20 protein-coding genes and 6 tRNA genes are annotated in these 24,646 nt (G+C 62.3%); 7 read left to right on the top strand and 19 right to left on the bottom strand.

Going from position 1 to position 24,646, the window contains the following annotated elements:
* Positions 1-64 precede the first annotated feature (64 nt).
* The 4 genes from ACNQPL_RS08130 to lpdA are packed head-to-tail and all read left to right on the top strand — an operon-like array spanning position 65 to position 5,011.
* Entirely contained in the window at positions 65-1,297 is a 1,233-nt protein-coding gene (locus tag ACNQPL_RS08130; RefSeq protein WP_346615038.1) for a 3-methyl-2-oxobutanoate dehydrogenase (2-methylpropanoyl-transferring) subunit alpha, read from the top strand.
* Between the two features lies 1 nt (position 1,298).
* The gene (locus ACNQPL_RS08125) at positions 1,299-2,357 is read left to right on the top strand and encodes an alpha-ketoacid dehydrogenase subunit beta (RefSeq protein WP_416466409.1); all 1,059 of its coding nucleotides are present in this window, start codon (positions 1,299-1,301) and stop codon (positions 2,355-2,357) included.
* Positions 2,358-3,629 carry a dihydrolipoamide acetyltransferase family protein gene (locus ACNQPL_RS08120; protein WP_416466407.1) on the top strand — a complete coding sequence of 424 codons (1,272 nt, stop codon included), beginning with the start codon at positions 2,358-2,360 and terminating at the stop codon, positions 3,627-3,629.
* A 2-nt stretch (positions 3,630-3,631) separates the two neighbouring features.
* Positions 3,632-5,011, top strand: coding sequence for a dihydrolipoyl dehydrogenase (lpdA, locus tag ACNQPL_RS08115; protein WP_416466406.1), 1,380 nt, complete (start codon positions 3,632-3,634; stop codon positions 5,009-5,011).
* A 79-nt stretch (positions 5,012-5,090) separates the two neighbouring features.
* On the opposite strand, the gene ACNQPL_RS08110 is transcribed toward lpdA, so the two are convergent.
* Complete coding sequence (locus ACNQPL_RS08110; protein WP_416466404.1) at positions 5,091-6,089, bottom strand: diguanylate cyclase domain-containing protein; 999 nt, start codon at positions 6,087-6,089, stop codon at positions 5,091-5,093.
* A gap of 311 nt (positions 6,090-6,400) precedes the next feature.
* Here ACNQPL_RS08110 and ACNQPL_RS08105 point away from each other — a divergent pair, with 311 nt between their 5' ends.
* A complete protein-coding gene (locus tag ACNQPL_RS08105) occupies positions 6,401-6,880 on the top strand; it encodes a hypothetical protein (RefSeq protein WP_416466402.1) in 480 nt (159 codons plus the stop codon).
* Positions 6,881-7,026: 146 nt separating this feature from the next.
* Positions 7,027-7,998: an endonuclease gene (locus ACNQPL_RS08100; protein ID WP_416466400.1), complete on the top strand. Its 972-nt coding sequence runs from the start codon at positions 7,027-7,029 to the stop codon at positions 7,996-7,998.
* An 8-nt stretch (positions 7,999-8,006) separates the two neighbouring features.
* On the opposite strand, the gene ACNQPL_RS08095 is transcribed toward ACNQPL_RS08100, so the two are convergent.
* Positions 8,007-8,083: transfer RNA gene (locus ACNQPL_RS08095), tRNA-Arg, on the bottom strand.
* A gap of 113 nt (positions 8,084-8,196) precedes the next feature.
* A complete protein-coding gene (phnN, locus tag ACNQPL_RS08090; RefSeq protein WP_346615032.1) occupies positions 8,197-8,784 on the bottom strand; it encodes a phosphonate metabolism protein/1,5-bisphosphokinase (PRPP-forming) PhnN in 588 nt (195 codons plus the stop codon).
* Between the two features lie 344 nt (positions 8,785-9,128).
* Between phnN and ACNQPL_RS08085 the strand changes: the two genes are divergently transcribed.
* A complete protein-coding gene (locus ACNQPL_RS08085; RefSeq protein ID WP_003254499.1) occupies positions 9,129-9,455 on the top strand; it encodes an Arc family DNA-binding protein in 327 nt (108 codons plus the stop codon).
* A gap of 101 nt (positions 9,456-9,556) precedes the next feature.
* Here ACNQPL_RS08085 and mgtE read toward each other — a convergent pair whose 3' ends face one another.
* The 16 genes from mgtE to ACNQPL_RS08005 all read right to left on the bottom strand — a co-directional run bounded on the left by mgtE (position 9,557) and on the right by ACNQPL_RS08005 (position 24,423).
* Entirely contained in the window at positions 9,557-10,999 is a 1,443-nt protein-coding gene (mgtE, locus tag ACNQPL_RS08080) for a magnesium transporter (protein ID WP_346615031.1), read from the bottom strand.
* A gap of 377 nt (positions 11,000-11,376) precedes the next feature.
* Positions 11,377-11,453: transfer RNA gene (locus ACNQPL_RS08075), tRNA-Arg, on the bottom strand.
* A 71-nt stretch (positions 11,454-11,524) separates the two neighbouring features.
* Positions 11,525-11,601, bottom strand: a tRNA-Arg gene (locus ACNQPL_RS08070).
* A 73-nt stretch (positions 11,602-11,674) separates the two neighbouring features.
* A tRNA-Arg gene (locus ACNQPL_RS08065) sits at positions 11,675-11,751 on the bottom strand.
* 72 nt (positions 11,752-11,823) lie between these two features.
* Positions 11,824-11,900, bottom strand: a tRNA-Arg gene (locus tag ACNQPL_RS08060).
* 106 nt (positions 11,901-12,006) lie between these two features.
* Positions 12,007-12,097: transfer RNA gene (locus ACNQPL_RS08055), tRNA-Ser, on the bottom strand.
* A 72-nt stretch (positions 12,098-12,169) separates the two neighbouring features.
* Entirely contained in the window at positions 12,170-12,358 is a 189-nt protein-coding gene (gene csrA / locus ACNQPL_RS08050; protein WP_003254503.1) for a carbon storage regulator CsrA, read from the bottom strand.
* 166 nt (positions 12,359-12,524) lie between these two features.
* Positions 12,525-13,760: an aspartate kinase gene (locus ACNQPL_RS08045; protein WP_346615030.1), complete on the bottom strand. Its 1,236-nt coding sequence runs from the start codon at positions 13,758-13,760 to the stop codon at positions 12,525-12,527.
* An 85-nt stretch (positions 13,761-13,845) separates the two neighbouring features.
* On the bottom strand, positions 13,846-16,470 hold the full coding sequence (gene alaS, locus ACNQPL_RS08040; protein ID WP_416466399.1) for an alanine--tRNA ligase: 2,625 nt from the start codon (positions 16,468-16,470) through the stop codon (positions 13,846-13,848).
* A 325-nt stretch (positions 16,471-16,795) separates the two neighbouring features.
* On the bottom strand, positions 16,796-17,803 hold the full coding sequence (gene astE / locus ACNQPL_RS08035; RefSeq protein WP_346615028.1) for a succinylglutamate desuccinylase: 1,008 nt from the start codon (positions 17,801-17,803) through the stop codon (positions 16,796-16,798).
* A 10-nt stretch (positions 17,804-17,813) separates the two neighbouring features.
* Positions 17,814-18,107, bottom strand: coding sequence for a topoisomerase II (locus ACNQPL_RS08030; protein WP_346615027.1), 294 nt, complete (start codon positions 18,105-18,107; stop codon positions 17,814-17,816).
* Positions 18,108-18,121: 14 nt separating this feature from the next.
* Complete coding sequence (gene astB / locus ACNQPL_RS08025) at positions 18,122-19,471, bottom strand: N-succinylarginine dihydrolase (protein ID WP_346615026.1); 1,350 nt, start codon at positions 19,469-19,471, stop codon at positions 18,122-18,124.
* 23 nt (positions 19,472-19,494) lie between these two features.
* A complete protein-coding gene (gene astD, locus ACNQPL_RS08020; RefSeq protein WP_346615025.1) occupies positions 19,495-20,958 on the bottom strand; it encodes a succinylglutamate-semialdehyde dehydrogenase in 1,464 nt (487 codons plus the stop codon).
* Positions 20,959-21,987 carry an arginine N-succinyltransferase gene (gene astA / locus ACNQPL_RS08015; RefSeq protein ID WP_346615024.1) on the bottom strand — a complete coding sequence of 343 codons (1,029 nt, stop codon included), beginning with the start codon at positions 21,985-21,987 and terminating at the stop codon, positions 20,959-20,961. It lies immediately after the preceding gene.
* Between the two features lie 54 nt (positions 21,988-22,041).
* Positions 22,042-23,061, bottom strand: a complete 1,020-nt coding sequence (aruF, locus tag ACNQPL_RS08010) for an arginine/ornithine succinyltransferase subunit alpha (RefSeq protein ID WP_416466397.1) — start codon at positions 23,059-23,061, stop codon at positions 22,042-22,044.
* Between the two features lie 141 nt (positions 23,062-23,202).
* Entirely contained in the window at positions 23,203-24,423 is a 1,221-nt protein-coding gene (locus ACNQPL_RS08005; protein WP_346615022.1) for an aspartate aminotransferase family protein, read from the bottom strand.
* Positions 24,424-24,646: the final 223 nt, after the last annotated feature.

The raw sequence follows: 24,646 nt of genomic DNA, 5'->3' as shown, positions 1-24,646 counted from the left end.
GCCGGTATTCAGCGGCGGCCGCTTCAGAGCTCACAAAAACAACATCCGAGCGAGCGTAAAAAGCATGAACGAGTACGCCCCCCTGCGTTTGCATGTGCCCGAGCCTACCGGCCGGCCAGGCTGCCAGACCGATTTTTCCTACCTGCGCCTGAACGACGCAGGTCAAGTCCGTAAACCCCCTATCGATGTCGATGCTGCCGACACCGCTGACCTGTCCAACAGCCTGATCCGCGTGCTCGACGAGCACGGCGATGCACTCGGCCCATGGGCTGAAGGCATCGACCCGCAGATCCTGCGCCAAGGCATGCGCGCCATGCTCAAGACGCGCATCTTCGACAGCCGCATGGTGGTTGCCCAGCGCCAGAAGAAGATGTCCTTCTACATGCAGAGCCTGGGTGAAGAAGCCATCGGCAGCGCCCAGGCGCTGGCGCTCAACCGCACCGACATGTGCTTCCCCACTTATCGCCAGCAAAGCATTTTGATGGCCCGCGACGTGTCGCTGGTGGAGATGATCTGCCAGTTGCTGTCCAACGAGCGCGACCCGCTCAAGGGCCGCCAGTTGCCGATCATGTATTCGGTGCGCGAGGCCGGCTTCTTCACCATCAGCGGCAACCTGGCGACCCAGTTCGTGCAGGCGGTCGGCTGGGCCATGGCCTCGGCCATCAAGGGTGATACCAAGATCGCCTCGGCCTGGATCGGCGACGGTGCCACCGCCGAGTCGGATTTCCACACCGCCCTGACCTTTGCCCACGTGTACCGCGCGCCGGTGATCCTCAACGTGGTCAATAACCAGTGGGCGATTTCCACGTTCCAGGCCATTGCCGGCGGTGAATCGACCACCTTCGCCGGCCGGGGCGTCGGCTGTGGCATCGCCTCGCTGCGGGTCGACGGCAACGACTTCGTCGCCGTATACGCCGCCTCGCGCTGGGCCGCTGAACGCGCCCGCCGCGGCCTCGGCCCCTGCCTGATCGAGTGGGTGACCTACCGCGCTGGCCCGCACTCCACCTCCGACGACCCGTCCAAATACCGCCCGGCCGACGACTGGAGCCACTTCCCACTGGGCGACCCGATCGCCCGCCTGAAGCAGCACCTGATCAAGATCGGCCAATGGTCCGAGGAAGAACACCAGGCGGTTACCGCCGAGTTCGAGGCCGCGGTGATTGCCGCGCAGAAGGAAGCCGAACAGTACGGCACCCTGGCCAACGGCCACATCCCGAGCGCGGCCTCGATGTTCGAGGACGTGTACAAGGAAATGCCCGACCACCTGCGCCGTCAGCGCCAGGAACTGGGGGTTTGAGATGAACGACCACAACAACAGCATCAACCCGGAAACCGCCATGTCCACCACCACCATGACCATGATCCAGGCCCTGCGCTCGGCCATGGATGTCATGCTCGAGCGCGACGACAATGTGGTGATCTACGGCCAGGACGTCGGCTACTTCGGCGGCGTGTTCCGCTGTACCGAAGGCCTGCAGACCAAGTACGGCAAGTCGCGCGTGTTCGACGCGCCGATCTCCGAGAGCGGCATCGTCGGCACCGCCGTCGGCATGGGCGCCTATGGCCTGCGGCCGGTGGTGGAAATCCAGTTTGCCGACTACTTCTACCCAGCCTCCGACCAGATCGTTTCCGAGATGGCGCGCCTGCGCTACCGCTCGGCCGGCGAATTCATCGCCCCACTGACCCTGCGCATGCCGTGCGGTGGCGGCATCTACGGCGGCCAGACGCACAGCCAGAGCCCGGAAGCGATGTTCACCCAGGTGTGCGGCCTACGCACGGTGATGCCGTCCAACCCGTATGACGCCAAAGGCCTGCTGATCGCCTCGATCGAATCCGACGACCCTGTGATCTTCCTCGAGCCCAAGCGCCTGTACAACGGCCCGTTCGACGGCCACCACGATCGCCCAGTGACCCCTTGGTCCAAGCACCCGCACAGCGCAGTACCCGATGGCTACTACACGGTGCCGCTGGACAAGGCAGCCATCACCCGCCCCGGCAGCGACGTTACCGTGCTGACTTACGGCACCACGGTCTATGTGGCCCAGGTGGCCGCCGAAGAGACCGGCGTCGACGCTGAAGTGATCGACCTGCGCAGCCTCTGGCCGCTGGACCTGGACACCATCGTCGCGTCGGTGAAAAAGACCGGCCGCTGCGTGGTGGTGCACGAGGCCACCCGTACCTGCGGCTTTGGCGCCGAGCTGGTGTCACTGGTGCAGGAGCATTGCTTCCACCATCTGGAAGCGCCCATCGAGCGCGTCACTGGCTGGGACACCCCCTACCCTCACGCGCAGGAATGGGCTTACTTCCCAGGCCCTTCGCGGGTAGGTGCGGCATTGAAACGGGTCATGGAGGTCTGAATGGGCACGCACGTCATCAAAATGCCGGACATTGGTGAAGGCATTGCGCAGGTCGAGTTGGTGGAATGGTTTGTCAAAGTCGGTGATGTAATCGCCGAGGACCAGGTAGTAGCAGATGTCATGACCGACAAGGCCACCGTGGAAATTCCTTCGCCGGTCAGCGGCAAGGTACTGGCCCTGGGCGGCCAGCCAGGTGAGGTGATGGCGGTCGGCAGCGAGCTGATCCGCATCGAAGTCGAAGGCAGCGGCAACCATGTGGATGCGCCGCAGGCCAAGCCTGCCGCAACTGAAGCCGCACCGGTTGCTGCCAAGCCGGAGCCGCGTGTCGAAGCGCAACCGGTTGCCTGCCCGGCAGCAGCGTCGCACAGCGCGGCGCCGATCGTGCCGCGCCAGGCCGACGAAAAACCCCTGGCCTCCCCGGCCGTGCGCAAGCGCGCGCTGGATGCCGGCGTCGAACTGCGTTACGTGCATGGCAGCGGCCCGGCCGGGCGCATCTTGCACGAAGACCTCGACGCCTTCATCAGCAAACCGCAGAGCACTGCAGGCCAGGCGCCCGGCGGCTACGCCAAGCGCACCGACAGCGAGCAGGTGCAAGTGATCGGCCTGCGCCGCAAGATCGCCCAGCGCATGCAGGATGCCAAGCGCCGTGTCGCGCACTTCAGCTACGTCGAGGAGATCGATGTCACGGCGCTGGAGGCCTTGCGCCTGCAACTCAACAGCAAGCACGGCGAGAACCGCGGCAAACTGACCCTGCTGCCGTTCCTGGTCCGCGCACTGGTTGTCGCGCTGCGCGACTTCCCGCAGATCAACGCCACTTATGACGACGAAGCGCAGGTGATCACTCGCCATGGCGCGGTGCATGTGGGTATCGCCACCCAGGGCGATAACGGCCTGATGGTGCCCGTATTGCGCCACGCCGAGGCCGGCAGCCTGTGGGGCAATGCCAGCGAGATTTCCCGCCTGGCGAACGCCGCCCGCAACAACAAGGCCAGCCGCGAGGAACTGTCCGGCTCGACCATCACCCTGACCAGCCTCGGCGCGCTGGGCGGCATCGTCAGTACGCCGGTGGTGAACACCCCGGAGGTGGCGATCGTCGGCGTCAACCGCATGGTCGAGCGGCCGATGGTGATCGACGGCCAGATCGTGATCCGCAAAATGATGAACCTGTCCAGCTCGTTCGACCACCGGGTGGTCGATGGCATGGATGCCGCGCTGTTCATCCAGGCCGTGCGTGGCCTGCTTGAGCAACCCGCCTGCCTGTTCGTGGAGTGAGCATGCAACAGACTATCGACACCACCCTGCTGATCATCGGCGGCGGCCCAGGCGGCTACGTGGCTGCCATCCGCGCCGGGCAGTTGGGCATCCCCACCGTTCTGGTGGAAGGCCAGGCGCTTGGCGGCACTTGCCTGAACATCGGCTGCATTCCGTCCAAGGCACTGATCCATGTGGCCGAGCAGTTCCATCAGGCCGCCCGCTACACCGAACCGTCCGAGCTGGGTATCAGCGTGACCTCGCCGCGCCTGGACATCAGCCAAAGCGTGGCCTGGAAGGACGGGATCGTCGACCGCCTGACCACCGGCGTCGCTGCGCTGCTGAAAAAGCACGGGGTCAAGGTGATCCATGGCTGGGCGAAGATCCTCGACGGCAAGCATGTCGAGGTCGATGGCCAGCGTATCCAGTGCGAGCACCTGCTGCTGGCCACCGGCTCGAACAGCGTCGAGCTGCCGATGCTGCCGCTGGGCGGCGCTGTGGTTTCGTCTACCGAAGCCCTGGCACCGCAGACGCTGCCCAAGCACCTGGTGGTGGTGGGCGGGGGCTATATCGGCCTGGAGCTGGGTATCGCCTACCGCAAGCTGGGCGCTCAAGTCAGTGTGGTGGAGGCGCGCGAGCGCATCCTGCCGACCTACGACAGCGAACTGACCGCGCCGGTGGCCGACTCACTGAAAAAGCTGGGCATCGCCCTGCACCTGGGGCACAGCGTCGAAGGCTATGACAACGGCTGCCTGCTGGCCCGCGATGGCCAAGGCGCACAGCTGCGCCTGGAAGCCGACCGGGTATTGGTGGCCGTGGGCCGCCGCCCGCGCACCCAGGGCTTCAACCTGGACAGCCTGGCACTGAAGATGAACGGCGCTGCCATCGCCATCGACGACCGCTGCCAGACCAGCATGCGCAACGTGTGGGCCATCGGCGACGTGGCCGGCGAACCCATGCTCGCCCACCGCGCCATGGCGCAAGGCGAAATGGTGGCCGAAATCATCGCCGGCAAGGCGCGACGCTTCGAGCCCAGCGCGATTGCCGCCGTGTGCTTCACCGACCCGGAGGTGGTGGTGGTCGGCCACACACCGGAGCAGGCAAGCCAGCAAGGGCTGGACTGCATCGTTGCGCAGTTCCCGTTCGCCGCTAACGGCCGGGCCATGAGCCTGGAGTCGAAAACTGGCTTCGTGCGCGTGGTGGCGCGCCGTGACAATCACCTGATCGTGGGTTGGCAGGCGGTTGGCGTGGCGGTTTCTGAGCTGTCCACGGCCTTTGCCCAGTCACTGGAAATGGGCGCTCGGCTGGAAGATATCGCCGGCACCATCCACGCCCACCCGACCCTGGGCGAGGCGGTTCAGGAGGCGGCACTGCGCGCGCTGGGCCACGCCCTGCACATCTGACACTGAAGCGGCTACGGCCGATTTGGCCCGCAGTGCCTTGAAGGCGCTGCGGGCCTTTTTTCATCTCGCCGATGCAGGTTCACTCGGAAATGGCGTTCTTGCCGGCACCCTTTGCCCGGTACAAGGCCTTGTCTGCACGACCGAGCAGGTCGCTCTGACCTTCACCTTCCTGCCACTGCACCACGCCATAGCTCAGGGTCAGCCGGCACTCGCCAATCTGCTCGACCTGCACCATCGCCTGACGCAACCGGCCCGCCACCGCCAGCGCCTCGTCCAGCGTGGTCTGCGGCATCACCATGACGAACTCGTCGCCGCCCCAACGCGCCAGCAGGTCGTGATCGCGCAGGCAGGTACGCAAGTTCTCGACCACGTGGACCAAGGCTGCATCGCCCTGGGCATGACCATAGCGGTCGTTGATTGGTTTGAAATCGTCCACGTCCATGGCGATCACCGCCAGCGGCTCACGAAAGCGCTGGGCGCGCCTGCATTCCTGTTGCAGCGCCTGCTCCAGCCGGTAGCGATTGGCGATGCGGGTGAGCGCATCACGCTCGGCCAGCTCGCGGTTTTCGTCCAGCTGGCGCTGCAGCTGCTGGTTGACCCAGGACAGCTCGCGCGTGCGCTCAGCCACCTGAGCCTCCAGCGATTGGTTCTTTTGCTCAAGCTGAGCCACCAGGCGCTTGCCGGCGTCGATGTTGCGGTGCGCGCCCAGCATGCGCGCCACCGAGCCGTCTTCGTTGCGGGCGATGATGTGGCCGCTGTCCTCGATCCACAGGTAGCTGCCATCCTGGCAGCGGCAGCGGTACTCGATGAGGTAGCGCTCGTTGCGCTGGTTGATGTACGCCTCGAAGTGCGCCATCACCCGCGGGTAGTCCTCGGGGTGGATCACGCTCTCCCAGGTAAGGACGCTGTTGGCCATGGAATGGCTGGCGTAGCCGAGCATGGCGTACCAGCCGGGGTTGCGATAGACGTAGCCGGTGTTGGCGTTCCAATCCCAGATGCCATCGCTGATCAACTCGAACAGCATCTGCAATTGCTGCTCACTGAAACCGGCAGGCACCGGCCTTGATTCCTGACTCATGGACGCTCTCCCTGGTGTCCAGCAACTGCGCCCCGGTCAAGGTGCTGCCGAATGTGCTCGTGATTGCCGCCAGCGGCAAGATCGTTCCTGTCACTGGCGAGCATATTCCGCGCAGATGGCAACCGGAATAGCCCAGACGCCCTATTTTCTCGGGTTTGCCTCACTGGCATGGCCTTTGCCCCTGAACCGAGCCCTTTAATGACTTCCAGGGACAAGGAGGAAACACCGTGATCATATTCAATGGCTTGGGCTGGCAACCCACGGTCCAGCAACAGCACCGGATCATTCTCGAACAGCCACAGGCCGATAGCGTGCCGCTGCGTGCGCCACAGGCACCAAGCAACACCTCCGCGCAAAAGAACAGCCAGGGCAGCACCTCGGAACAGAACGCCGAAGAGGCCCGTGAAGAAGCCTTTGCCAAACTGAAGGTGCTGCTGCAGAACCCCGACATTGCCGCACGCCAGCAGGCCGGCGCAAGCACCCAGGAAAGCAGCGATGCCACACAAGCATTCCGCGAGTACATGGCCAAGACGCCCGAGGATAAAATCAAGGAGAAAATGCTCGCCGAACTGGGCATGACGATTGAGGAGTTCAACGCGCTGCCACCGGAACAGAGAGCCAGGATTTGCGAGCAGATAGCGCAACGCATCAAAGAAGACCTGAAAATGGAGGCTCAGGCAAAACTCCAGGAGCAGGGTGGGATGGCCGAGCAGCTTCCCCAAGGCACCGACCTTGCAGCCTCGCAGGGCAACGCCGAACGTGAAAAAGCGTTGGAGGCTAGCCAGATCTGAGCGTCGATGGCCACCCCTGCCCGGGGTGGCGTCACTATGCAGCACCGGTTTATGTAGGCGCAGTACGGCATCGTCATTGGACATTTCTTCATTCGACGTCAGCACGCCGTATAATCCCGCCCCCCAAAATCCGATGATGTTTTCTCATGAAGAAACTGCTGTACGTCGTAACGCTCGCCCTCGCCGCCATCCCCAGCGCATTCGCCAATCCACCCGCAACGTTTACCGAAGCCAAGGTTGTCGCCAAGCAGAAAATCTACCTCGATCAGGCAAACAGCCCCATGGGTGAGCTGTACTGTGGCTGCAAATGGACCTGGGTAGGCAAGTCCGGCGGCCGGGTCGATGCCAAGTCCTGCGGCTATGAAACCCGCAAGCTGCAGACACGTGCCGAGCGAACGGAATGGGAACACATCGTGCCGGCGTGGACCTTTGGCCACCAGGGCAAGTGCTGGCAGAACGGTGGGCGTGAACACTGCGTCGATAAAGACCCGACCTTCCGCGCCATGGAGGCTGACCTGTTCAACCTTTACCCGTCCGTGGGCGAGGTGAACGGAGACCGCAGCAACTTCAACTACGGCATGGTTTCGGGCGTCGCGCCGCAATACGGGCAATGCACCACCAAGGTGGACTTCCAGCAGAAAACTGCCGAACCTCGCGATGAAGTGAAAGGCCTGGTGGCGCGTACGACGTTCTACATGTTCGACCGCTACAAGCTGAGCATGTCGCGCCAGCAGCAACAGTTGCTCATGGCCTGGGACAAACAGCACCCGGTATCGGCATGGGAGAAACAACGGGACCAGCGTATTGCCGCGATCATGGGCCACTCCAACCCCTTCGTAACGGGCGAACGCACGTGGACCCTGGGTTACAAGCCCGCAGGCGCTCCCGACATCGCCGCATCGGCAGCCCCGAAAAATGCAGTGAAGGAGGTGGCCAAACCGACATTGGCGAGTGCGTCGATCGACGGGGCGATTATTGGCAACCGCAACAGTCATGTGTACCACCTGGCCAGCGGGTGCCCAGGGTACAGCCAGGTCGCGCAGAAAAATCAGGTGGCGTTCGGCAACGAGGCCGAGGCGCAAGCTGCGGGGTACCGCAAGGCGGGGAACTGCAAGTAGCAGAAATATGGCGTCCCAGGGCAGGTTCGAACTGCCAACCTTCCCCTTAGGAGGGGGATGCTCTATCCAATTGAGCTACTGAGACACAAGAACCGACAGCGAGCGCTGCACGGCTGGACGGGGAGCATGTTAACCAGCAGGCTGCCGTTTGTCATGCACCTATCGGGCTTTTTGCACGTAGGGCCTTTCCGATACATGTCAAACGAGCAGCCGCTCCTGGCGCAGCACCTCAAGCAACGCGCACACCGCCGTGGCCAGCGACCCCGAGTTGTCCAGGCGATACACCGCCGAATCGGCGCCGGCCTGCAACTGCGCACCTCGCGCCAGGCGCTGGTCGACCTGCTGCGGCGTCTCGCGCCCTCTGGCGAGAAGGCGCTCGCGCAGGATCTCGGGCTTGACCTCCAGGCATACCGCCAGAAGGTCCGGATAGCGCTGTCGAGCTTCGGGCAGATAAGCCCGGGAACCATTGACCAGCACCGATCGCCCCTGCGCCAGCCAATCGTTGACCTGGGCAGGGATTCCGTACGCCAGGCCATTGGCTTGCCAATACATGGCAAATTCTCCGGCCGCCTGCATGGCCGCGAAACGCTCTGGCGTAACGCCATGGGCAGCCTCACCCTTGGCCTCCGGCGAGCGGGTGATGACCCGCCGGGCAATTTCAACCCCCGCGGCAGAGAGCTGCTCACGGGCCGCATCGATCAGGGAATCTTTTCCCGAACCTGAAGGTCCTATCAGGAATATCAGGCGGCCTGGGGGTTTACGTTGGGCGCTTGCGTCATGTTGCATAGCCACTATGCTCTATGAAAGGAAACCCGCGCATTTTAGGGGTTTTCTGTGACCTTTGCTGCGTTTTACGGGTTTTTGACGGCAAGGGCCTGACGGTAGGGTGAGCCTGGGAATGCAAAACTTTTCAAACCAGTACTCATTTCTGATAATTGGTACTGGCAAAAAGCCTTTATCGGGATCACTATTTGTCACAGAATTGACGCCAAGGAAACGGCGACCTTGAGGCAAGATGAGCACCAAATTTTCCAGTCGGTTGAACATTTTGTCGTCGCCACGGTCGTACCACCATCCCGTGCGGCCAATTTGAGAACCGCTTCCCCTGAACCAAAAACCGGTCAATTTATATGCGCCCAATGAAACAGGCTATTTATTCGAGCCGCACCGCTGACAAGTTTGTAGTCCGCCTGCCAGACGGAATGCGTGAGCGCATTGCCGAGGTAGCGCGCAACCATCACCGCAGCATGAACTCCGAAATCATCGCTCGCCTGGAACAAAGCCTTATCCAGGAAGGTGCGCTGGGCGACGAGCTGAGCATGCGCCTGGACAGCCCTGAACTGTCCCTGCATGAACGCGAGCTGCTGCAACGCTTCCGCCAGTTGTCGCACCGCCAGCAGAACGCGCTGGTGGCCCTCATCGCTCACGACGTGGAAATGGCCGCCGACGCTTCCTGAAGCGTACAGCGAGCACAAAAAAGCCAGCGCAAGCTGGCTTTTTTCGTTGTGCCGAGAACGCCGCGGGGAACTGCCAGGCAGCCCCCCAGGCGTTGACGCTGTTACAGCAGGAACAGCGTCGCCAGCCCCAGGAAGATGAAGAAGCCACCGCTGTCGGTCACGGCAGTGATCATCACGCTGGAGCCCATGGCCGGGTCGCGTCCCAGACGCGTCAGGGTCATGGGGATCAATACCCCCATCAGCGCGGCCAGCAACAAGTTCAAGGTCATCGCCGCAGTCATCACCAGGCCCAGTGACCAGCTGCCGTACAGCCAGAACGCGACGATACCGATCACCCCACCCCAGATCAGACCATTGAGCAGCGAAACTGCCAGCTCCTTGCGCATCAGGCGGCTGGTATTGCCCGGTGACACCTGGTCCAACGCCATGGCGCGAACGATCATGGTAATGGTCTGGTTACCGGAGTTGCCGCCAATGCCCGCAACGATGGGCATCAGTGCAGCCAGGGCTACCAGCTTCTCGATGGAACCTTCGAACAGGCCAATAACCCGCGAAGCCAGGAATGCGGTAATCAGGTTGATCGCGAGCCACGCCCAACGGTTGCGCAGGGAACGCCAGACCGAGGCAAAAATGTCCTCCTCTTCACGCAGGCCCGCCATGTTGAGGACTTCGCTCTCGCTCTCCTCGCGAATCAGGTCGACCATTTCATCGATGGTCAAACGGCCGATCAAGCGGTCGCTCTTGTCCACCACCGGCGCCGATACCAGGTCATAACGCTCGAACGCCTGTGCAGCGTCGTAGGCATCTTCCTCGGGGTGGAAGGATACCGGGTCGGTCGCCATGACCTCCGCCACCTTCTTGTCCGGGTCGTTGACCAGCAAGCGCTTGATCGGCAGCACACCTTTGAGAATGCCGTCGTAGTCGACCACGAACAGCTTGTCGGTGTGGTTGGGCAGTTCTTTCAGGCGGCGCAGGTAGCGCAGCACGACTTCCAGGCTGATGTCTTCGCGGATGGTGACCATCTCGAAGTCCATCAGTGCACCGACCTGCTCCTCGTCGTAGCTCAGCGCCGAACGGACACGCTCGCGCTGCTGGGCATCGAGCGTTTCCATCAGCTCGTGAACGACGTCACGCGGCAGTTCCGGCGCCAGGTCAGCCAGTTCGTCGGCGTCCATCTCCTTGGCCGCAGCGAGGATCTCGTGATCGTCCATGTCGGCGATCAGCGATTGGCGTACCGAATCGGAAACCTCGAGCAGAATGTCGCCATCACGATCCGAGCGCACCAGCTGCCAGACCGTCAGGCGGTCTTCCAGAGGCAAGGCTTCGAGGATGTAGGCGATGTCTGCAGGGTGCAGGTCGTCGAGCTTACGTTGCAGCTCGACAAGATTCTGACGGTGGACGAGGTTTTCCACCAGATCGTGGTGATGACCTTCCTGACGGTGGGTCAGGTCTTCCACCACGCGTTGGCGCTGCAACAGCTCGACCACTTGGGCCAGGCGATCCTGCAGGCTCTCTTGCGCTTTTTTTACTTCTACTTCAGTCATAGGCGAACTCCACTCCCAGCAGCGGAGCACGCCGGGAGAATCAATCGGTCAGATCAAGCTGCATGAAACGTGTTAAGGAGTAACTACTGGGTAAGTCCATGGTGGTTTTCCACAAGCCCCGGCGGGGCTGACGGGCGCAATCATACACTGCCTAAGCGGGCAGATCGCCTAAATTTTTGGCCAGAACAATCGTTTGCGCGATAAAGCTAGGACAACGCTCGAAGCTATCTGTGCGACGGCAGCTGCGAAAGAAAGAACACATCCACCGCGCAAAAGAGTGTGGCGCTGGTTAGTTTGAGTCTAGCGGGCATCACTGATAAATCAGTGACCGGGAGAAAACAAAAAGCCCGCTCAAATGAGCGGGCTTCTTGATTGTATGGCGGACTCAGCAGGATTCGAACCTGCGACCGCTCGGTTCGTAGCCGAGTACTCTATCCAGCTGAGCTATGAGTCCGTGGTGGTAGTTTTAGACCAGGTTACCACTGGTGGGTTGAAGTGCCTTTGCAAGCAGAGCCACTTCAAAAATGGCGGACTCAGCAGGATTCGAACCTGCGACCGCTCGGTTCGTAGCCGAGTACTCTATCCAGCTGAGCTATGAGTCCGTGGTTGGTAGTTTTGAATCAGATTACCACTGATTGCTTGAAGCGCCTTTGCAAGCAGAGCCACTTCAAAAAATGGCGGACTCAGCAGGATTCGAACCTGCGACCGCTCGGTTCGTAGCCGAGTACTCTATCCAGCTGAGCTATGAGTCCGTAGTTGGTAGTTTTAGACCAGATTACCACTGGTTGTTTGAAGCACCCTTGCAAGCAAAGCCACTTCAAAAATGGCGGACTCAGCAGGATTCGAACCTGCGACCGCTCGGTTCGTAGCCGAGTACTCTATCCAGCTGAGCTATGAGTCCGTGTCTTGCCGCGCATTATAGGTCGCTGAAACATTTTTGCAAGAATCTTTTCGTTTAAAATCAACGACTTAGCGTTCTTACCGCTTACAGCGCCCTACGCAAATAATGGCGGTGAAGGGGGGATTCGAACCCCCGATACCCTTATGAGGTATACTCCCTTAGCAGGGGAGCGCCTTCGGCCACTCGGCCACCTCACCGCAACACGAGGCGAATATTAAACAGGCTCTTCCTCGTTTGCAACCCTTTTTTTGAAAAAAACTTCAAAAGAATTAAAGGCTTGGCTCCTCATCCTTCTCTTTCTTGATCCGCAGGTAGATTTCTTCGCGGTGAACGGCCACTTCCTTAGGGGCGCTGACGCCGATACGCACCTGGTTTCCTTTCACGCCGAGCACCGTCACGGTGATCTCGCCGTCTCCAATGATCAGGCTCTCGGCGCACCGACGAGTCAAAATCAACATAGCTTTCTCCTTAGGCAAACATTCAGGGATAACAGTCTGGTAACAGCAGGGCCTGGTCGCGGACAACGACTCAAGGCCGCAAAGCGCGTCACGCCGGCAGGACAGGGCCTGCGTGACGAGCAGAAACGCGAAGGGCGCGGCAAGCCGCGCCCCTCAAGGCAACGCCTTACTCGCCCTGTCGGGCCGGAGCGTCGAGCTCGAACGCGGTGTGCAGCGCGCGTACGGCCAGCTCCAGGTACTTCTCTTCGATGACTACCGAAACCTTGATTTCGGACGTGGAGATCATCTGGATGTTGATGCTCTCCTTGGCCAGGGCTTCGAACATGCGGCTGGCAACGCCGGCGTGCGAACGCATGCCAACACCGACGATCGACACCTTGGCGATCTTGGTGTCGCCGATCACTTCACGGGCACCGATTTCACGCGCGGTGTTTTCCAGCACACGGTAAGCACTCTCGTACTCGTTGCGGTGCACGGTGAAGGTGAAGTCAGTGGTGTTATCGTGCGACACGTTCTGCACGATCATGTCCACTTCGATGTTCGAGGCGCTGATCGGGCCGAGGATCTTGAAAGCGACGCCCGGGGTGTCCGGCACGCCACGAATGGTCAGCTTGGCTTCATCACGGTTGAAGGCGATACCGGAAATGATCGGCTGTTCCATGGATTCCTCTTCATCAATGGTAATGAGGGTCCCCGGACCCTCCTTGAAGCTGTGCAGCACGCGCAGCGGAACGTTGTACTTGCCGGCGAACTCCACCGAACGGATCTGCAGCACCTTGGAACCGAGGCTGGCCATTTCCAGCATCTCTTCGAAAGTGATCTTCTCCAGGCGGCGAGCCTGCGGCACCACACGCGGGTCGGTGGTGTAGACGCCATCGACGTCGGTGTAGATCTGGCACTCGTCAGCCTTGAGCGCGGCCGCCAGGGCCACACCGGTGGTGTCGGAGCCGCCACGGCCGAGGGTGGTGATGCTGCCGTGCTCGTCGACGCCCTGGAAGCCAGCCACAACCACCACGCGCCCGGCCTTGAGGTCGGCACGAATCTTCTGGTCGTCGATCTGCAGGATGCGCGCCTTGTTGTGCGAGCTGTCGGTGAGGATGCGCACCTGGTTGCCGGTGTAGGACACAGCCGGCACGCCACGTTTGATCAAGGCCATGGCCAGCAGGGCAATGGTGACCTGCTCGCCGGTGGATACGATCACATCCAGCTCACGCGGAACCGGCTGATCGGTGATCTGCTTGGCCAGTTCGATCAGGCGATTGGTTTCGCCGCTCATGGCCGACAGCACAACCACCAGGTCGTCGCCCGCCTCACGGTGTTTCTTGACCTTGTCGGCAACCTGCTCGATCCGCTCGATGGAACCGACAGAGGTACCGCCAAATTTCTGTACGATCAACGCCATTTCAATGGTGCCTCAGCCCATACAGGGCCCCAAAAAAACCATCCAACATGAAGGGGCCGGCGACTAGACCGCCGGCCCCTTCATCTCAAAGTCCCTGCTCTGCGAACGGCACGGCCAGCGCCAAGGCCTGGTCCAGCGCAGCGACGTCGACGCCACCACCCTGGGCCATGTCCGGACGGCCACCGCCCTTGCCACCCACTGCCGCAGCGGCTTGTTTCATCAGGTCGCCAGCCTTGAGTTGGCTGGAGAGGTCTTTGGTCACGCCGGCCACCAGCACGACCTTGCCCTCATGCTCGCTGCCCAGCAGGATCACTGCGTGGCCGAGCTTGTTCTTCAGTTGATCGACCAGCGCCAGCAGGGCCTTGCCATCCTGCCCATCCAGGCGGGCAGCAAGCACCTTGGCGCCCTTGACCTCAACAGCCGCGTTGGAGAGATCATCCCCGGCGGCGCTGGCGGCCTTGGCCTGCAGCTGTTCCAGCTGCTTCTCCAGCTGGCGGTTGCGCTCAAGCACAGCCGACAGCTTGTCGATCAGGTTGTCACGGTTACCCTTGACCAGCTGCGCGGCTTCCTTGACCTGCTCTTCGGCAGCGTTCAGGTAGGCCAGCGCGGCAGCGCCGGTAACTGCTTCGATACGGCGTACGCCAGAGGCCACGCCACCTTCGCTGATGATCTTGAACAGGCTGATATCGCCGGTGCGCTTGGCGTGGATACCGCCGCACAGCTCGACGGAGAAATCGCCACCCATGCTCAGCACGCGCACGGTATCACCGTACTTCTCGCCGAACAGGGCCATCGCGCCTTTGCGCTTGGCGGTTTCGATATCGGTGACTTCGGTTTCAACCGGGGTGTTCTTGCGCACTTCACGGTTGACGATGTCTTCCAGCGCCTTGATCTGCGCAGGCGTCACCGCTTCGAAGTGGCTGAAGTCGAAACGCAGGCGCTGGCTGTCGACCAGCGAGCCCTTCTGCTGCACGTGCTCGCCCAGCACCTGGCGCAGCGCTTCGTGCAACAGGTGGGTGGCCGAGTGGTTCAGCGAAGTGGCGTGCTGCACCTCGGCATCGACCTTGGCCTCGACCGGCGAACCGATGACCAACGCACCGCTGCTGACGACCCCATGGTGCAGGAATGCACCGCCGGTCTTGGTGGTGTCCTGCACGTCGAAGCGCACGGCACCGGATTGCAGGTAGCCACAGTCACCGACCTGGCCACCGGATTCGGCGTAGAACGGCGTACGGTCCAGGACCACGACGCCCTGCTCGCCTTCACCCAGCTGGTCGACGGCCTGGCCGTCCTTGTACAGGGCGATGACCTTACCCTGGCCTTCGGTGGCGCTGTAGCCGACGAAGTCGGTGGCCGTGTCGACCTTGACCAGGCTGTTGTAGTCCATGCCGAAGGCGCTGGCGGAACGGGCACGCTCACGCTGGGCGTCCATTTCGCGCTCGAAGCCGGCTTCGTCGATGGTCAGCTCGCGCTCGCGGGCGATGTCGGCGGTGAGGTCCATCGGGAAGCCGTAGGTGTCGTACAGCTTGAACACCACGTCGCCCGGCACCACGTTGCCCTTGAGCTGGGCCAGGTCCTGCTCGAGGATGCGCAGGCCCTGCTCGAGGGTCTTGGCGAACTGCTCTTCTTCAGCCTTGAGCACACGCTCGATGTGCGCCTGCTGGCTCTTGAGCTCCGGGAAGGCCTCGCCCATCTCGGCGACCAGGGCAGCGACGATCTGATAGAAGAAGCTGCCCTTGGCGCCCAGCTTGTTGCCGTGACGGCACGCACGGCGAATGATGCGGCGCAGCACGTAGCCACGGCCTTCATTGGACGGCAGCACGCCGTCGGCGATCAGGAAGCCGCAGGAGCGAATGTGGTCGGCCACAACCTTCAACGAAGCCTGGCCATCGTTGCTGCAACCGATGGCCTTGGCGGCTGCGATCAGCAGGTTCTGGAACAGGTCGATCTCGTAGTTCGAGTGCACGTGCTGCATGACCGCACTGATGCGCTCAAGGCCCATGCCGGTATCCACCGACGGCGCTGGCAGCGGGTGCAGGACACCGTCAGCCGTGCGGTTGAACTGCATGAAGACGTTGTTCCAGATCTCGATGTAACGGTCGCCGTCTTCTTCCGGGGAGCCGGGTGGGCCGCCCCAGATATCAGCGCCGTGGTCATAGAAGATCTCGGTGCACGGGCCGCACGGGCCGGTATCGCCCATGGTCCAGAAGTTGTCGGAGGCGTACGGGGCGCCTTTGTTGTCACCGATGCGCACCATGCGCTCGGCCGGCACGCCGACTTCTTTGGTCCAGATGTCGTAGGCTTCGTCGTCGCTGGCGTAAACGGTGACCCAGAGCTTTTCCTTGGGCAGGTTCAGCCACTTGTCGGACGTCAGGAAGTTCCAGGCGAAGGTGATCGCATCGCGCTTGAAGTAGTCGCCGAAGCTGAAGTTGCCCAACATTTCAAAGAAGGTGTGGTGACGCGCGGTGTAGCCGACGTTTTCCAGGTCGTTGTGCTTGCCGCCGGCGCGCACGCACTTCTGGCTGCTGACCGCACGGGTGTAGGCGCGCTTCTCTGCACCGAGGAAGCAGTCCTTGAACTGGTTCATGCCTGCGTTGGTGAACAGCAGGGTCGGGTCGTTGTTCGGGATCAGCGAACTGGAGGCGACTCGGGTATGGCCTTGCTCTTCGAAGAAGCGAAGGAAGGCTTCACGGATTTCTGCGCTTTTCATAGGTTCTTCCACGGAAACGGCGGCCCTTGGGGGCAAACGCGTCGACGAAACGACGGCAAAGGGCCGCATTATATCGGTCCTGCAATCTCGGTGCAGTGTGTTTATGCGATAGAAAGCGTCGATTGGACGGCTTTTCAGCTCAAGCAAACGAAAAATACATGACCGGATGCTAAAGGCAGGCTTTTGCCGCTGGCAAGCCAATTACCGCCCAAGGGAAGGGAAAATGGAACAGGCGGTTAATTAAATACTTTTAACGGATGCGCTGGGATCCAATGCTGACCGTTCTGACCCTATCGCCGGCAAGCCGGCAATAGGCCTCAGCAATTCATCCCAGCCGTTGCCCCGAGTCCGGGACGATGAGAATCCCGGCGCGCAGCCCGTTCTTGACCTTGGGGTTGGGGAAGATGATCCGCGCGCCCTCCTCCTCGACCACCCAGCGCATTTCCGCCAGGTCCTCGGCCAGCAGGTAACCCTTGCTCAGCTCGGAGAAGTTCTCGATGTCCGCCGGTAGGTGCAGGCGGAAGCCCTCGCTGTGCTTGATGATCTCGCGGGCTACGCTGAAGAGTTGCAAACCGTCCAGCGAGCCTTCGGTCTCGGGCTCGGCACCTTCGATAATCTGGATCAGACGCTCTTCCAGCTTGTCGAGATTGACCTGCTCGTTCTGCCCGAATGGCCGCGCCTTGCCAAGCTCCAGGGTGAATGCCTCGGCGTCGAGCTGCTCATAGGTGAAGGCACTGAAGGTGATCGACGACTTGCTTTGCAGCAGCACCGCCTCCATGCCGGCGGCCGCCAGGCGCGCCAGCTCGCGCCGGGAATGCTGGCGCCCCTCTTTGTAAGGGTACAGGGCGAACTGCTCGATCTTGGAACCGCGGATGGCGGTATGCAGGTCGTAATGCAGGCGGGTGCGCTCAGGCTTGCTGAAGAAAACCCGGGCAAACTGCTCCAGCTCGGCGGCACGCAGCGCCTCGAAACCACTGGAGAGTTCGTGGCGGCCATTGAACAGGCGGTTGATGTCCTGCTCGATGAAGCGCTCGCCCTTGCGGATGGCTGCCGGGTTGCCGAACAGGAACAGCACCCGAGCACGCGGCTTGATCTTGCCATTGGCAACGCCATGCAGCAGCCGTTCGAGCAGTTCGATCGGCGCGGTTTCATTGCCATGAATACCCGCCGACAGCAGCAGGTCCAACCCACAATCGTCGACTTCCGGAGGGCGCACTTCCAGCGCGCCCTCCCCCAGCCAGCGCAAACGCACGCCCTTGGTTGTCACTTGGGTCTTCTCGGCCGGCTCGTGATCGGTCAGGGTCAGCTCAAGCAATTTGCCAAGGGCGAGCATAGGCGCTTCCTTAGTGGTGGTGGCCGCAATCGGGGCCATGGACGTGATCATCGCCTTCATCACCGACGTCTGCCGGCTCCATCTCCAACTGCAGGCTGACCAGGTTGGTGGCCATCGGGCGCAGCAGCAGATTGGCAAACTCGGCGTCGTTCTCGTCGACGTCGACGCCAATCAGCAACTGGCCACGGCCGTCTTGCTGAATCCACACTTCCTTGCCTTGCCACACCACGGCAAAACGGGTGCAGGAGGTTTCCAGCTGGGTGCCGTCTTCATCTTCAAGGATCAGGCGCAGGGCGTCGGTCATTACAAACTCTCTCTTCAAGGTTGGCGTTGGAACGGATAGACCGAACCCAACTTCAGGATCTGGGTCAACTCATCCAGTGCCGTACGGCATTCGACCAGCAACTGCGGGTCGGCAAGGTCCGCCTCGCCGAGGCGGTCGCGGTAGTGCTTGTCGACCCACTGCAGCAGCGTGTCGTACAGCGGGGCGGTCATGATAACGCCTGGATTGACCACCGCCAGTTCCGATTCCTTCAGTGCCACGCGCAAGCGCAGGCACGCCGGCCCACCGCCGTTCTGCATGCTCTGCTTGAGGTCGAACACCTTGACCTCCTGCACCGCGCCGCCCTGGCTGGCCAACTGCTGCAGGTAGGCCCAGACGCGCTCGTTGTTGCGGCACTCCTCCGGCACCACCAGCAGCATCGAGCCGTCTTCACGGCTGAGCAGCTGGCTGTTGAACAGGTAGGACCGTACCGCGTCCTCAACCGCAACCTTAGCCCGTGGCACCCGGATGGCCTGGAAGTTGCCGCCCTTGCTGGCCAGTTTAGCTTGCAGTTGGCCAAGCACCGCGTCGGTCTCAAGGAAGGCATCTTCGTGGTAGAACAGCACCTCGCCGTTACCCACCGCAATCACATCGTTGTGGAACACCCCCTGGTCGATTACCGCCGGGTTCTGTTGAGCGTAGACCACACCGTCGTCACTCAGGCCGTGCAGCCGCGCTACCGCCTGGGAAGCCTCGAGGGTCTGACGTGCCGGGTACTTCTGCGGCGCCGGGTAGCGGCTGTCGAATGCACTGCGCCCATAGACGAAGAACTCGACACCAGCTTCGCCATAGCTGCGGCAGAAGCGCGTGTGGTTGGCCGCGCCTTCATCGCCGAACTGTGCCACGGCAGGCAGTGCCGGGTGGTGGGCAAAGTGTCTGTCGTTGTCGAACATGGCGGCCAGCACACGGCTGGTGGTCGGGTGCTCGATGCTGCGGTGGTACTTGCAGTTCAGGTTGGCAGCGGTGAAGTGCACTCGGCCATCGGCGGTGTCGGCGCTGGGGCTGACAGTGGCGGCATTGGCCACCCACATGCTCGACGCCGAGCAGCTGGCGACCAGCAGCGGCATGGCTTCTTTGGCGGCGCGCTGGATCACCTCGGCATCACTGCCACTGAAGCCCAGGCGGCGCAACGCGGCCACGTCCGGGCGTTCCTGTGGCGCCAGCACGCCTTGCTTGAAGCCCATGTCAGCCAACGCTTTCATCTTTGCCAGGCCCTGGCGCGCCGCTTCACGGGGGCTTGAGCCCTGCTGGCTATTGCTCTGCGAAGCCACGTTACCGTAGGAAAGGCCGCCGTAGTTGTGGGTAGGCCCCACCAGGCCATCAAAATTCACTTCATAGGATTTCATCGGCTAGGCTCCGTGACCTGTTGTTATAGGGTGACGCCCGGCGTCAGGGTCGCCGGCAAGGCAAGGCTGGCGGTCTCCAGCGAAGCCACGGGGTAAGCGCAGTAATCGGCCGCGTAATAGGCGCTGGCGCGATGGTTGCCACTGGCGCCAACGCCACCGAACGGCGCACTGCTGGCAGCGCCGGTCAATTGCTTGTTCCAGTTGACGATGCCGGCGCGGCTGCGCAGCCAGAAGTACTGGTAACGAGCACGGGAATCGGACAACAGCCCGGCGGCAAGGCCGTACTGGGTGTTGTTGGCCTCATCGATGGCGGCATCGAAGTCCGTATAACGGATCACCTGCAGCAGCGGGCCAAAGAACTCTTCGTCGGGGCGCTCGGCCACGGCAGTGACATCGATGATGCCTGGGGTCAGCAAGGCGGCATTGGCCTGCGGCTGGGTCATTTGCAGCAGGCTGATGGCGCCTCTGCCAAGCAGTTCGGCCTGGGCAGCAACCAGTGCCTGCGCTGCCTGCAGCGAGATTACCGAGCCCATGAAGGGCGCCGGCTGCTGGTCGAAGGCACCGACCGTGATGGTCTTGCACACCTCGACCAGTCGCTCGAGCAGCGCATCGCCCCAGGCACCCTGCGGTACCAGCAAGCGCCGAGCGCACGTGCAGCGCTGGCCGGCAGAGATGAATGCCGACTGGATGACGGTGTAGACCGCCGCGTCGATATCCTTGACCTCGTCCACCACCAATGGGTTGTTGCCGCCCATTTCCAGGGCCAGAATCTTGTCTGGCCGCCCGGCAAACTGCTGGTGCAACAAGTTGCCAGTACGGCTGGAGCCGGTGAAGAACAGGCCATCGATACCCGGGTTGGCAGCAAGAGCCACGCCCGTTTCCCGCGCGCCCTGGACCAGGTTGAGCACACCGGCAGGCAGGCCTGCAGCAATCCAGCAGTTGACCGTCAACTCAGCGACCTTGGGGGTCAGTTCGCTGGGCTTGAACACCACGCAATTACCTGCCAGCAGCGCCGGCACGATATGGCCATTGGGCAAGTGGCCGGGGAAGTTGTACGGCCCGAACACGGCGACCACGCCGTGGGGCTTGTGCCGCAGCACTGCGGTGGCATCGGCCAGCGGGCCGCTCTTTTCGCCGGTGCGCTCACGGTAGCTCTGCACCGAGATCGCTACCTTGTTGACCATGCTGGTGACTTCGGTGACCGATTCCCACAGCGGCTTGCCGGTTTCCTCACCGATGCAGTAGGCCAGCGCCTCGGAATGCGTCTTGAGCTGCTCGGCAAACTTCTCCAGCACATCGATGCGCGCTTCCAGGCTCAGTTGCGCCCATGCCGGGAAGGCCTGGCGAGCGGCCTGCACGGCAGCGTCTACCTGGCTTGCGTCAGCGCCCTGCCCTTGCCAGATAACCGCCTGGGTCACCGGGTTGAGCGATTGCAGGGCTTCACCCCGGCCAGCCTGCCAGTTGCCGGCGATGTAATGCGTGGTCATTTACTGGGCCTCCCGGGCTGCTGACAGCGGCACTGCGCGCACGTTGTCGCCAGCGCCCATGCGCAGGCGCTTGGCGGTCAGCGGGTCGACCACCAGGGTGCCAGCGGCCAGGCGCGCGGGCGCGGCGGTGATGCGGCAGTCATCGCGCTTGCGGTTGTGGATGATGTAAGGGGTGGCGTCATCGCCCGGCGTGCCCACGGCCAGCACCAAGGTCTGGCTTTCGCGCACCGCACGAATCTTCGAGGTTTCGCATTCGATAGCCGGGCCAGCGTCGAAGATGTCGACATAGCCCTGGTAGTTGAAACCTTCCTGCTTGAGCATGGCCAGCGCAGGCTCGGTATCGGTGTGCACCCGGCCGATGACGTTGCGCGCTGCTTCCGACAAAAAGCAGGTGTACAGCGGGAACTTGGGCATCAGCTCGGCGATGAACGACTTGTTGCCCACGCCGGTGAGGTAGTCGGCCTGGCTGAATTCCATCTTGAAGAAGTGCCGACCCAGGCTTTCCCAGAACGGCGAGCGGCCATGCTCGTCGGACATGCCGCGCATCTCGGCGATGATCTTGTTGCCGAACAGCTCGGGGAACTCGGCGATGAACAGCATGCGCGCCCGCGACAGCAAGCGGCCGTTGATCCCGGAGCGATAGTCACTGCGCAGGAACAACGAGCACAGCTCGGAGTTGCCCGTCAGGTCGTTGGCCAGGAACAAGGTCGGAATCTCGCGGTAGATGTTCAGCTCCTGCGAGGCACTGACGGTCAGGCCGACCCGGTAGTTGTACCAGGGCTCGCGCAGGCCGACGGCACCGGCGATGGCGCTGATGCCGACCACCAGGCCTTCATCGTTTTCCAGCACGAACAGGTAGTCGGTGTCGCCACGCTCGGCTTCGCCACGGAAGCTCTTTTCGGCCCAGCCAACGCGATGCCCGAGGCGCTCCTCATTGGCCGGCAAGGTGGTCAGCCCGGTGGTACCGGTGCTGCGTGCCAATTCGATCAGCGCAGGTAAATCGCTGCTGCGTACAGGACGAACGATCATGCTATCTCCTTGAGCGGCAGCTGCGGCCACCGCAAAACTCTCTGTTCCCAGGCTTCAGACCGCGACCAGGCGCACGCTGGCGCCCTCGCCCACACCCAACGCTTCCGCGGCCTGCGCACCGAGGCTGACCGGCTTGCCCGGCACCCAGTCCAGCTCCAGCAGCACGGCGCGGTAATCCTGCAGCTGGCCGTTGCACACCAGGTACGGGCGGCCACCCCTGGCCGGTGCCTCTTCCAGCCTGACCGGCACCACACGGCTCTGGGCGATCGAGCGGATGCCCGAAGCACGCGCATGCAGGGTGGGGCCACCGTCGAAGATGTCGATGTAATGTTCGGTCTCGAAGCCTTCGCGCATGAGGATGTCGAAGGTGATCTGCGCACGCGGATGCACCTGGCCCATGGCTTCCTGCGCGGCGTCCGGCAGCAGGGGCACGTAGATCGGGTAATGCGGCATCAGCTCGGCGAGGAAGGTACGGCTTTTCAGGCCGCACAGGCGCTCTGCGTGGGCGTAGTTGAGGTCGAAGAAGTTGCGCCCGATGGCATCCCAGAACGGCGACTCGCCTTGCTCGTCGCTATAGCCGACGATCTCGGTGACCATCGAATCGGCAAAGCGCTCCGGGTGCGCCGCCATGAACAGCAAGCGACCGCGCGAATTGAGCTCGGCCCAGCCACTGTTGACCAGTTCGGGCAGCACATAGAAGCTGGTCAGCAGGCTGTTGCCGGTGAGGTCGTGGCACAGCGACAGTACGTGGATCTTGTTGTGAATCTTCAGCTCGCGCGAAGCGTGCACGAAGGTTTCGTTACGGAAACTGTAAAACGGCTCGGAATAGCCGGCCGAGGCAACGATGGCCGAGCAACCGGCAAGCTTGCCGGTCTCGCTGTCTTCAAGGACGAAGAAGTAGCTCTCTTCACCGTTGAAGCTGACTTCGGCGGCGAACGACGTCTCCGAGGCGGCGATCTTATCGCCCAGGCGGGCAGCGTCGTCCGGCAGCGAGGTGACACCAACGGGGCTGTCTGCAGCCATGCGCTGCACTTCATTCAGATCAGCCATTTGCGCGGGGCGCATCACCAGCATGGTGTCACTCCTTTGGAAAAACTGGCCGTTCACGACGGCACGGAAAAACGGCGGGCGCGTGATTGAATCTGCAAGCACGCGCCGGCACTGGAATTCAGGTATCGCCGGCCCGTGCAGGGCCAGCGAAAGACCGCAGGCAAATCAACCCTGGGTCAGTTTGGCCACGGCGCGCTCGAAGCGGTCCAGGCCTTCATCGATGTCGGCATCTTCCACCACCAGGCTTGGCGCGAAGCGCACCACGTCCGGGCCAGCCTGCAGCACCATCACACCTTCCTTTTCGGCGGCGTTGAGGATGTCCTTGGCCTTGCCCTGCCAAGCCTCGTTGAGCACGCAGCCGATCAGCAGGCCGACGCCACGCACCTGGGTGAACAGGCTGTACTGCTGACCGATCTGTTCCAGACGAGCCTTGAAACGCGCGTGTTTGGCCTTGATGCCCGCCAGGGTTTGCGGGGTGTTGATCACGTCCAGCACAGCGCAGGCAACGGCGCAGCCCAGCGGGTTGCCGCCGTAGGTGGTGCCGTGGGTGCCGACGGCCAGGTGCTTGGCGATGTCGCTGGTGGTGAGCATGGCGCCGATCGGGAAGCCACCGCCCAGGCTCTTGGCGCTGGTCAGGATGTCCGGGGTCACGCCGTAGTGCTGGTAGGCGTACAGCGAACCGGTACGGCCGACACCCGTTTGCACTTCGTCGAAGATCAGCAGGGCGTTGTGCTCGTCACACAGCTTGCGCGCGCCTTCCAGGTACGCCTTGTCGGCCGGCACCACACCGCTTTCGCCCTGGATCGGCTCGATCACCACGGCGCAGGTCTTGTCGGAAATCTGTGCCTTCAGCGCTTCCAGGTCGTTGTATGGCACGTGGCTGATGCCGGTGATCTTCGGGCCGAAACCGTCGGAATACTTCGGCTGCCCACCGACGCTGACGGTGAACAGGGTGCGGCCGTGGAAGCTGTTCACGGTGGCGATGATTTCGTGCTTCTCGGGGCCGAAGCGGTCATGGGCAACGCGACGGGCCAGCTTGAAGGCGGCTTCGTTGGACTCGGCGCCGGAGTTGCAGAAGAACGCACGCTCGGCAAAGGTGGCGTCAACCAGCTTGTGCGCAAGGCGCAGGGCCGGCTCGTTGGTGAAGACATTGGAAACGTGCCAGAGGGTGTTGGCCTGGTCGGTCAGGGCCTTGACCAGTGCCGGGTGGCAGTGGCCCAGGGCGTTCACCGCGATGCCACCGGCAAAGTCGATGAGCTCGCGACCCGACTGGTCCCAGACGCGGGAACCCTCGCCTCGCACAGGAATGAAGGCCGCCGGAGAATAGTTGGGGACCATGACCTGGTCGAAATCGGCACGTTGCACCGGGGCTTGCTCAACGGACATCTGAGTCTCCTGAAGAGGAACGCTGGCCTGGATGTGGCGAGCGATGGGGGGATTGTAAGGACTGATCGGCGCCTGTCCTTGCGGCCAAGCGACAACTTGTTACAGCGCAAAACCCAGTTTCAGCCAGGCTTTCGGCAATGCGACAAACACTGTCGCAATCGCGCAGTGTAACGGTAGAGAAGGGATGGGTGAACGGGTGTTCACATTGAACTGGAGGGGCTGC

It is taken from the genome of Pseudomonas sp. LFS044 (assembly GCF_047978245.1).
GTDB lineage: Bacteria > Pseudomonadota > Gammaproteobacteria > Pseudomonadales > Pseudomonadaceae > Aquipseudomonas.
The sequence above is the reverse complement of the archived record's forward strand: the minus strand, read 5'-3'. Positions and strand labels throughout refer to the sequence as shown.

Bases quoted from the DNA above. Each gene is read 5' to 3' on its own strand.
- ACNQPL_RS08130 (WP_346615038.1), top strand. From the start codon at position 65: ATGAACGAGTACGCCCCCCTGCGTTTGCATGTGCCCGAGCCTACCGGC.
- lpdA (WP_416466406.1), top strand. From the start codon at position 3,632: ATGCAACAGACTATCGACACCACCCTGCTGATCATCGGCGGCGGCCCA.
- csrA (WP_003254503.1), bottom strand. From the start codon at position 12,358: ATGTTGATTTTGACTCGTCGGTGCGCCGAGAGCCTGATCATTGGAGAC.
- phnN (WP_346615032.1), bottom strand. From the start codon at position 8,784: ATGCAACATGACGCAAGCGCCCAACGTAAACCCCCAGGCCGCCTGATA.
- ACNQPL_RS08005 (WP_346615022.1), bottom strand. From the start codon at position 24,423: ATGTCCGTTGAGCAAGCCCCGGTGCAACGTGCCGATTTCGACCAGGTC.
- aruF (WP_416466397.1), bottom strand. From the start codon at position 23,061: ATGCTGGTGATGCGCCCCGCGCAAATGGCTGATCTGAATGAAGTGCAG.
- ACNQPL_RS08125 (WP_416466409.1), top strand. From the start codon at position 1,299: ATGAACGACCACAACAACAGCATCAACCCGGAAACCGCCATGTCCACC.
- ACNQPL_RS08100 (WP_416466400.1), top strand. From the start codon at position 7,027: ATGAAGAAACTGCTGTACGTCGTAACGCTCGCCCTCGCCGCCATCCCC.
- ACNQPL_RS08085 (WP_003254499.1), top strand. From the start codon at position 9,129: ATGCGCCCAATGAAACAGGCTATTTATTCGAGCCGCACCGCTGACAAG.
- ACNQPL_RS08110 (WP_416466404.1), bottom strand. From the start codon at position 6,089: ATGAGTCAGGAATCAAGGCCGGTGCCTGCCGGTTTCAGTGAGCAGCAA.
- ACNQPL_RS08045 (WP_346615030.1), bottom strand. From the start codon at position 13,760: ATGGCGTTGATCGTACAGAAATTTGGCGGTACCTCTGTCGGTTCCATC.
- ACNQPL_RS08120 (WP_416466407.1), top strand. From the start codon at position 2,358: ATGGGCACGCACGTCATCAAAATGCCGGACATTGGTGAAGGCATTGCG.
- astD (WP_346615025.1), bottom strand. From the start codon at position 20,958: ATGACCACGCATTACATCGCCGGCAACTGGCAGGCTGGCCGGGGTGAA.
- mgtE (WP_346615031.1), bottom strand. From the start codon at position 10,999: ATGACTGAAGTAGAAGTAAAAAAAGCGCAAGAGAGCCTGCAGGATCGC.
- alaS (WP_416466399.1), bottom strand. From the start codon at position 16,470: ATGAAAAGCGCAGAAATCCGTGAAGCCTTCCTTCGCTTCTTCGAAGAG.
- astE (WP_346615028.1), bottom strand. From the start codon at position 17,803: ATGCTCGCCCTTGGCAAATTGCTTGAGCTGACCCTGACCGATCACGAG.
- astB (WP_346615026.1), bottom strand. From the start codon at position 19,471: ATGAAATCCTATGAAGTGAATTTTGATGGCCTGGTGGGGCCTACCCAC.
- astA (WP_346615024.1), bottom strand. From the start codon at position 21,987: ATGATCGTTCGTCCTGTACGCAGCAGCGATTTACCTGCGCTGATCGAA.
- ACNQPL_RS08030 (WP_346615027.1), bottom strand. From the start codon at position 18,107: ATGACCGACGCCCTGCGCCTGATCCTTGAAGATGAAGACGGCACCCAG.